Origin of the sequence: Streptomyces sp. MnatMP-M17, assembly GCF_900091995.1 — a bacterium.
GTDB lineage: Bacteria > Actinomycetota > Actinomycetes > Streptomycetales > Streptomycetaceae > Streptomyces.
Genome location: NZ_FMDK01000164.1, coordinates 1 through 6508, shown reverse-complemented (window position 1 = coordinate 6508; position 6508 = coordinate 1). Strand labels below are relative to the sequence as shown.

General features: G+C 67.8%; 9 protein-coding genes and 1 tRNA gene. 1 reads left to right on the top strand and 9 read right to left on the bottom strand.

The window, feature by feature from the left end:
- Positions 1-123: 123 nt before the first annotated feature.
- The 9 genes from GA0115259_RS08450 to GA0115259_RS08410 all read right to left on the bottom strand — a co-directional run bounded on the left by GA0115259_RS08450 (position 124) and on the right by GA0115259_RS08410 (position 5403).
- Positions 124-990, bottom strand: coding sequence for an RNA polymerase sigma factor SigF (locus tag GA0115259_RS08450; protein ID WP_066946402.1), 867 nt, complete (start codon positions 988-990; stop codon positions 124-126).
- Positions 991-1222: 232 nt separating this feature from the next.
- A complete protein-coding gene (locus GA0115259_RS08445) occupies positions 1223-2053 on the bottom strand; it encodes an RNA polymerase sigma factor SigF (protein ID WP_093593156.1) in 831 nt (276 codons plus the stop codon).
- A 176-nt stretch (positions 2054-2229) separates the two neighbouring features.
- Positions 2230-2523: a Dabb family protein gene (locus GA0115259_RS08440; protein WP_093593150.1), complete on the bottom strand. Its 294-nt coding sequence runs from the start codon at positions 2521-2523 to the stop codon at positions 2230-2232.
- A 128-nt stretch (positions 2524-2651) separates the two neighbouring features.
- The gene (locus GA0115259_RS40090; protein ID WP_176732477.1) at positions 2652-2816 is read right to left on the bottom strand and encodes a hypothetical protein; all 165 of its coding nucleotides are present in this window, start codon (positions 2814-2816) and stop codon (positions 2652-2654) included.
- A 206-nt stretch (positions 2817-3022) separates the two neighbouring features.
- Entirely contained in the window at positions 3023-3373 is a 351-nt protein-coding gene (locus tag GA0115259_RS08435) for a type II toxin-antitoxin system VapC family toxin (protein WP_202449793.1), read from the bottom strand.
- Positions 3374-3771: 398 nt separating this feature from the next.
- Positions 3772-3856, bottom strand: a tRNA-Ser gene (locus GA0115259_RS08425).
- Between the two features lie 93 nt (positions 3857-3949).
- Positions 3950-4378, bottom strand: a complete 429-nt coding sequence (gene tadA / locus GA0115259_RS08420) for a tRNA adenosine(34) deaminase TadA (protein ID WP_093593153.1) — start codon at positions 4376-4378, stop codon at positions 3950-3952.
- Between the two features lie 71 nt (positions 4379-4449).
- Complete coding sequence (locus tag GA0115259_RS08415) at positions 4450-4992, bottom strand: tRNA adenosine deaminase-associated protein (protein ID WP_066946415.1); 543 nt, start codon at positions 4990-4992, stop codon at positions 4450-4452.
- Between the two features lie 189 nt (positions 4993-5181).
- Complete coding sequence (locus GA0115259_RS08410; protein WP_093593141.1) at positions 5182-5403, bottom strand: hypothetical protein; 222 nt, start codon at positions 5401-5403, stop codon at positions 5182-5184.
- A gap of 111 nt (positions 5404-5514) precedes the next feature.
- Here GA0115259_RS08410 and upp point away from each other — a divergent pair, with 111 nt between their 5' ends.
- The gene (upp, locus tag GA0115259_RS08405) at positions 5515-6159 is read left to right on the top strand and encodes a uracil phosphoribosyltransferase (RefSeq protein ID WP_093593138.1); all 645 of its coding nucleotides are present in this window, start codon (positions 5515-5517) and stop codon (positions 6157-6159) included.
- The last annotated feature ends 349 nt before the right edge of the window (positions 6160-6508 follow it).

Genomic DNA, 6508 nt, shown 5'->3' with positions numbered 1-6508 from the left:
GCCGCTGGCCCGCCGGCGGTGCGGCGGACGGACCGCCGGTTTCGGAACCCCGCCCGGAGCGTTGCCCGGAGTCTCTCCGGAGCTTCGTCCGGCTCACCGGACGAAGGGCGGGGTTCCCGGGCCTCAGTCCGAGATGAGTCCTTCGCGCAACTGGGCGAGCGTGCGGGTCAGCAGGCGCGAGACATGCATCTGCGAGATGCCGACCTCTTCGCCGATCTGCGACTGCGTCATGTTCGCGAAGAAGCGCAGCATGATGATCTGCCGCTCGCGGGGCGGGAGTTTGGCGAGCAGCGGCTTGAGCGACTCGCGGTACTCGACGCCTTCCAGCGCCATGTCCTCGTAGCCGAGCCGGTCCGCGAGCGAGCCCTCGCCGCCGTCGTCCTCGGGCGAGGGCGAGTCCAGCGAGGACGCCGTGTACGCGTTGCCGACCGCGAGGCCGTCGACGACGTCCTCCTCCGACACCCCGAGTACGGCGGCGAGTTCGGGAACGGTCGGCGAGCGGTCGAGCTTCTGCGCCAGATCGTCGCTGGCCTTGGTCAGCGCGAGACGCAGCTCCTGGAGCCGGCGCGGCACCCGCACCGACCACGAGGTGTCCCGGAAGAAGCGTTTGATCTCACCGACGACCGTCGGCATCGCGAACGTCGGGAATTCCACGCCGCGTTCGCAGTCGAACCGGTCGATCGCCTTGATCAGACCGATCGTGCCGACCTGGACGATGTCCTCCATCGGCTCGTTGCGGCTGCGGAACCGCGCCGCCGCGTACCGCACCAGCGGCAGATTCAGCTCGATGAGGGTGTCACGTACGTAGGTGCGCTCCGGGCTGTCCTGGTCGAGCACGGCGAGCCGCAGGAACAGGGAGCGGGACAGAGTGCGGGTGTCGATGGCTTCCGGCTGGGACACACGCGGCTGCGCCACATGGTCGAGAGCATCGGGCGCGGGAGCGCTCTTCGTGAGCGTGAGCACCTTCGAGCTGCCCTGTTCTACGGACATGCCACCCCCTTGAGGTCGCGGACGGTCGCGTCGGCCGCTCCCGTCGGTGGAACGCAGCCTCCACCTGAATACCGGCGGCGGGACTGCGGCAAACGCGGTTCCAGCAGAATGTCACATGTCGGCAACACGCTGTAGTGACTTGTCGACAAGTAGGGACCGTATCTGCCCGGGAAAGGGGTGGTATACGACTTTTGGGCCGAGGAGAGGAAACCGGGTGATCCAGCCGCCCGGGTTATGCCTCGATCCGATTTGCGGATCGGAGCCGGGCGAAGCTTCTGGCCAGCAGCCTTGACACATGCATCTGGGAGACGCCCAGTTCCTGGCTGATCTGCGACTGTGTCAGATTGTTGTAGTAACGCAGCATCAGAATGCGCTGTTCCCGCTCGGGCAGTTGTACGAGGAGATGGCGGACCAGATCGCGGTGCTCGACGCCGGCCAGCGCCGGGTCCTCGTAGCCGAGACGGTCCAGCAGTCCGGGCAGCCCGTCGCCCTCCTGGGCGGCCTCCAGCGAGGTCGCGTGGTACGAACGTCCCGCCTCGATACAGGCCAGTACCTCGTCCTCGGAGATCTTCAGCCGCTCGGCGATCTCGGCGGTGGTGGGCGAGCGGCCGTGGGCCGTCGTCAGATCCTCGGTGGCGCCGGTCACCTGGACCCACAGCTCATGGAGCCGGCGCGGCACATGGACGGTCCGTACGTTGTCGCGGAAGTACCGTTTGATCTCACCGACGACCGTCGGCATCGCGAAGGTCGGGAACTGCACACCGCGGTCCGGATCGAACCGGTCGATCGCGTTGATCAGACCGATCGTGCCGACCTGGACGACATCCTCCATGGGCTCGTTGCGGCTGCGGAACCGGGCGGCGGCATAGCGGACCAGGGGCAGATTGGCCTCGATGAGCGCCCCACGCACCCGGGTGTGTTCCTCGCTGCCCGGCTCCAGCTCCTTGAGCTGGGCGAAGAGCACCTGGGTCAGTGCCCTGGTGTCCGCGCCTCTGCTCTGCGCGGCGGGACGCGGCTCGGTCTCGATCTGGGGCGGCACTTGAGGCGCAGTACTGGCCGGCACGGTCACGCCACCCCTTTGCGGTCGACTACGTCAACTCATCCGTCAAAAGCGGTCATAGCATCACAAGACATGTCCACTGTGTGCAAGCACCTGATAAAACCGTGTTGACGGCAAGTTGGGGCAATATAACCAAAAGCCCCACACCGAAAAGGTGTGGGGCTTGGGAGGCGGAGGGCTCAGAACTCGTAGTCGGCGATCACCCAGGTGGCGAATTCTCGCCACTGGCCGACACCTGCCTGATGGGCCGGGTGGTCCAGATAGCGCTGGAGCGCATCCCGGTCGGAGACAGCCGAGTTGATGGCGAAGTCATAGGCGATCGGCCGCTCGCTGATGTTCCAGGCGCACTCCCAGAACTCCAGCTCGGGAATCTGCTCACCGAGCTTCTCGAAGGCCTGCGCACCGGCGGTCACCCGGGGCTCGTCGCGTGAGACGCCCTCGTTGAGCTTGAAGAGGACCAGGTGGCGGATCAAGGGCACTCCTTGGGGGACGGCCTGCGGACACGCCCTGGCCGCAGGGTGCTTCCGTACGGCCGCCGGAGGCTTCCGTGCGGACGCGGTGGGCGCTGGGTTCGTACAGCCGTCTTCCGGCCGTTCTCCGGCTACTTGATGAGTTCGGACATGAACTCGCCGACGCCCTGGGCGGCGCTCGAAATGCCCTCGAACCCTACCTGGACGAGATCGGCGGCCCGCTCCGGCGACGTGATGATCGTGTACAGCACGAACACGGCGAGCGCGTAGAGCACGATTTTTCTCGCTTGCCCCATGGGCCGCTTCCTCCCCTGCCGTCCCCAGTGCGATCGCGCGAGAGTCTAACCGTATGAACGCCAATGCTCGGAGGCCGTACCCGCACCTACACGGAAAGGACCCCGGCGCACGGCGCGGGGGTGTGTTCTTGCTGCACGCGTGGTGCTCCGCTTGCGGGGAGCGGCATGTCGTACCCTTCGGGGCGCGGGCAAGGCCGGACAGCCGGTCAGACGCGGACCCATTCAACGGGGCTTCTGCGGCCTACCGATGCCGCGTGGCAGAGCTTCGGAATGTGGGAACCGTCGGTGGAGGCGACCTTCATGGGTCCGCCCGAGCAGGCCGCAGTGGCGACAACGATCGCGTCCACGACGTTTTCGTGACCGTCCAGGCCGGCGTCTTCCAGTAGTTCTGCCGCGCGGTCGGCGATGATCTCGGTTGCGGGGATGACGGTGAGCCGGGAGCGGAGCCAGTGCAGGTGCTTCGCGGCCTGTCCGGTGCGGCGGACTTCGGCGATGCTGACCGTGGAGATTGCGGCTGCGTACCCCTCGGCCTCTGCGACCTTGAGTATCAGCGCCATTCTGCGGTCCTGGTCGGCCAGGAGAGACAGTGGCTGTGCATCGAGGACGAGGAGGGCGCGAGGGAACGCCGGGGTCACTCGCCGTGCCATGTCCGGCGGGCCTCCTCGATCTCCTCGGGGGAGAAGGGGCCGTGCTCGTCCTCGTACGCCTCGACGATCTCCCGGGTTTTGGTCAGGGCGAGGGCGTGTTCGACGGCGTCGGAGACGAAGCGTGAGAAACCCCCGGGCGCCGGTGCGGGGTCGACCGGGTGGCGGATCCCTCCGTGGGGAGGTGCAACGCGCCTCGTGTGCGGGCCAGTTGTGCTTCTGTCGACTTCCGTGTCGCACGGCCGCGCAGTAGATGCCGCACGCAAAACACCCTCCTGGCTGCGTTTTCGCAGGTCAGGAGGGTGTGAGAGCGGTAGCGGAGGGATTTGAACCCTCGGTGAGTTTCCCCACACTCGCTTTCGAGGCGAGCTCCTTCGGCCGCTCGGACACGCTACCGGGAGAGAGCTTAGCCCACAGTGGGCCGAGGTTCGAAATCGGTATCGCGGTACGGCGATCGAAGAGGCCGCGGAGGTTCGGACGGACGGCGGGTCAGCGCTCGCGGAAGAACGCCGTCAGCACTGCGGAGCACTCGTCGGCGAGCACTCCCTGGATCACCTCGGGCCGGTGGTTGAGCCGTCTGTCCCGTACGACGTCCCAGAGCGAGCCGACCGCGCCGGCCTTCTCGTCGAGCGCGCCGAACACCACCCGGTCCACCCGGGACAGTACGAGCGCTCCCGCGCACATCGTGCACGGCTCCAGAGTCACCACCAGCGTGCAGCCGGTCAGCCGCCAGGCACCGACCTTCCCGGCCGCCCTGCGGATCGCCAGGATCTCCGCATGGCCGGTCGGGTCGCCGGTCGCCTCGCGTTCGTTGTGGCCCGCGGCGAGCACCGTGCCGTTCGGTGACAGCACGACGGCGCCCACCGGTACATCACCGGAGCGGGCCGCCCGTGCCGCCTCGTCCAGGGCGAGGCGCATGGAAGCCCGCCACGGATCGCGCACGGGATCACGCACCGGACCGGGCTCGGACAACGGGCCGTACCCGATCACTAGCGGACGGTCTCCAGCACCTCGGCGGCTCCCAGAGCCTCCGCGATCTCGGCCATCGCATCGGTGTCGAGCGCCAGCAGATCCGCCTCCGACAGCCCGAGGTCGCTGAGAATCTCACGGTCGCCGACGGCTCCCGCCGGCACGGTCTCCCCGTCGATCACGGGGCTGTCGTTGTCGTCGTCCTCCTCGTCGTTCTCGTCCGGCTCGCCGTCCTCCGTACCGTCGAGGTCCAGCGCGTCGAGGTCGTCGGCGGGGTCGTCGTCATCCCTGCCGAGCAGTTCATCAATGAGGATCTCCCCGTACGAGGAGCGTGCGGCCGCGGCCGCGTCGGAGACATAGATACGAGGGTCTTCCTCGCCCTCCACACGGAGGATGCCGAACCAGGCGTCCTCCTGTTCGATGAAGACGAGCACCGTGTCCTCGTCCACCGAGGCTTCGCGGGCCAAGTCGGTGAGGTCCGACAGGGTCTCCACATCGTCGAGCTCTGTATCGCTCGCTTCCCACCCGTCTTCGGTGCGCGCGAGCAGTGCGGCGAAGTACACCGTGACTCTCCCACTGGTCAGAGGTGTGACGATCCGGCGGTGCGCTGCTCTGCTCCGCCTACTCGGAATCGTGGCAGAAACGAGCGCTTCGCGAGAGGTCTTCCACCGTTGCGTCGTCCGGCCATTTTATTAGGACCCTGTTCGGCCCCTTGCACGCGGCCCGCACATCTCTTCAGCGGCCCGGCGTGGCTACCAGCGGAAGGTACGCATCCGCATCTGCTGGCGCATCCGCGCGGCGCGAGCCTGTCGCGGCTTCACCCGCTCGCGCAGCTCTTTGGCCTCGTTCAGCTCCCGCAGGAACTGCGCGCGCCGCCGTCGGCGCTCCGTCGCGTCCTCGTCGCCCTGTTCCTCTTCCCGGTCCTTCTCCCGGCCTTGCTCTTGTTCCTGCCCCCGCTGATCCCGGTCCGGCATCGACGCCTCCCCATCCCAGGTCTTCAGCTTCCCCTTCCCTCGTGAGCGTGGGTTGATGCCCACGCCTTGGTGGCAGCGCGTACGGCCTTGGCCCCCGGTTACTGTGTCGCCATGCGGATTCATGTCGTCGACCACCCGCTGGTGGCGCACAAACTCACCACGCTGCGCGATCGGCGCACCGACTCAGCGACCTTCCGGCGGCTCGCCGACGAGCTGGTCACCCTGCTGGCTTACGAGGCCACGCGGGACGTACGGACCGAACAGGTCGACATCGAGACCCCGGTACGGGCCACCACGGGAGTGAAGCTCTCCTATCCGCGCCCGCTGGTGGTGCCGATCCTCCGGGCCGGACTCGGCATGCTCGACGGGATGGTGCGGCTGCTGCCGTCGGCCGAGGTGGGCTTCCTCGGGATGATCCGCAACGAGGAGACGCTCCAGGCGTCCACCTACGCCAGCCGGATGCCCGAGGACCTCTCGGGCCGCCAGGTGTACGTCCTGGACCCGATGCTGGCGACCGGCGGCACGCTGGTGGCGGCGATACGTGAGCTGATCAAGCGCGGCGCGGATGATGTGACCGCCGTGGTGCTGCTCGCGGCGCCGGAGGGCGTCGAGGTGATGGAACGGGAGCTCGCGGGGACGCCGGTGACGATCGTGACGGCGGCGGTCGACGAACGCCTGAACGAAAACGGCTACATCGTCCCAGGCCTGGGCGACGCGGGCGACCGCCTCTACGGAACCGCGGCGTCTTCTTTTTAAGGGCTCGGTTCGCCTCCGGGGCGCTTTATGCCGATGCCGACGGTCGACCGTGCTCGATTCGCTCGTACCTCGCGAACCTGCGCGCGCTCTCCCTCACCGTCTGGGAGCCCGGCGCCGGGGCGGGCCGTTCCGTCCTCAAACGCCGGACGGGCTGGATATGCGGGCCCGGACCGGGCGGGCAGCCGGCGTGCGGCGGTAGAGGGTCGGGGTCGGAGGAGGTGCGTGTTCGGACACTAAAGCGTGATTTGTGGCGCTGGGACGCGTTCACTGGACGGACGGGGTGGGGCGCCGTAAATCATGCCGTCCGGACATGTACCTCCGGAGGCCCCGGCACCCGCACCACCCACCG